The sequence below is a fragment of the Streptomyces rugosispiralis genome (genome assembly GCF_024505145.1).
Classification (GTDB): domain Bacteria; phylum Actinomycetota; class Actinomycetes; order Streptomycetales; family Streptomycetaceae; genus Streptomyces; species Streptomyces rugosispiralis.
Genome location: NZ_JANIAA010000159.1, coordinates 1 through 1391, shown reverse-complemented (window position 1 = coordinate 1391; position 1391 = coordinate 1). Strand labels below are relative to the sequence as shown.

Annotated in this window: 1 protein-coding gene; it reads left to right on the top strand. The window is 67.5% G+C overall.

What is annotated here, in order from left to right; genetic code table 11:
- On the top strand, positions 1–1391 hold a 1391-nt coding region (locus NP777_RS46830; protein ID WP_256656312.1), incomplete at both ends, for an acyl-CoA carboxylase subunit beta.

Below are 1391 nucleotides of genomic sequence, written 5' to 3'. Positions count from 1 at the left end.
ACCGCCACACCACCGCGGGGAAGCTCGCGGACCTGCAGCGCCGCATCGAAGAAGCGACCCACGCCGGGTCCGCACGCGCGGTGGAGAAGCAGCACGCCAAGGGCAAGCTGACCGCGCGCGAACGCATCGACCTCCTCCTGGACGAGGGATCCTTCACCGAACTCGACGAGTTCGCCCGGCACCGCTCCACCAACTTCGGCATCGACCAGAACCGCCCCTACGGCGACGGCGTCGTCACCGGATACGGCACGGTCGACGGCCGCCCGGTGGCCGTCTTCTCCCAGGACTTCACGGTCTTCGGCGGAGCCCTCGGGGAAGTCTTCGGCGAGAAGATCGTCAAGGTCATGGACTTCGCGCTCAAGACCGGCTGCCCGGTCATCGGCATCAACGACTCCGGCGGCGCCCGCATCCAGGAGGGCGTGGTCTCCCTCGGCATGTACGGCGAGATCTTCCGCCGCAACACCCACGCCTCCGGAGTGATCCCCCAGATCAGCCTCGTCGTGGGCCCCTGCGCGGGCGGAGCGGTCTACTCCCCGGCGATCACCGACTTCACCGTCATGATCGACCAGACCTCACACATGTTCATCACCGGCCCCGACGTGATCAAAACGGTCACCGGAGAAGACGTCGGCTTCGAGGCGCTGGGCGGCGCCCGGACCCACAACACCACCTCCGGCGTCGCCCACTACATGGCCGGCGACGAGAAGGACGGCATCGAATACGTCAAGGCCCTGCTGTCCTACCTCCCCTCCAACAACCTCTCCGAGCCCCCGGCCTTCCCCGACGAGGCCGACCTGGAGGTCACGGACGAGGACCGGGAGATGGACACCCTCATCCCGGACTCCGCGAACCAGCCGTACGACGTGCACAAAGCCATCGAGCACGTACTGGACGACAACGAGTTCATGGAGACCCAGGCGCTCTTCGCACCCAACATCATCACCGGCTTCGGCCGGGTCGAGGGCCACCCGGTGGGCATCGTGGCCAACCAGCCCATGCAGTTCGCCGGCTGCCTGGACATCGACGCCTCCGAGAAGGCCGCACGCTTCGTACGCACCTGCGACGCGTTCAACGTGCCCGTCCTGACCTTCGTCGACGTACCCGGCTTCCTGCCCGGCACCGACCAGGAGTACAACGGCATCATCCGCCGCGGCGCCAAGCTGATCTTCGCCTACGCCGAAGCCACCGTCCCGCTGATCACCGTCATCACCCGCAAGGCGTTCGGCGGCGCATACGACGTGATGGGCTCCAAACACCTGGGCGCCGACCTCAACCTGGCCTGGCCCACCGCCCAGATCGCGGTCATGGGCGCCCAGGGCGCCGTCAACATCCTCCACCGGCGCACCATCGCCTCCTCCGACGACCCGGAGACCACCCGCACCCAGCTGATC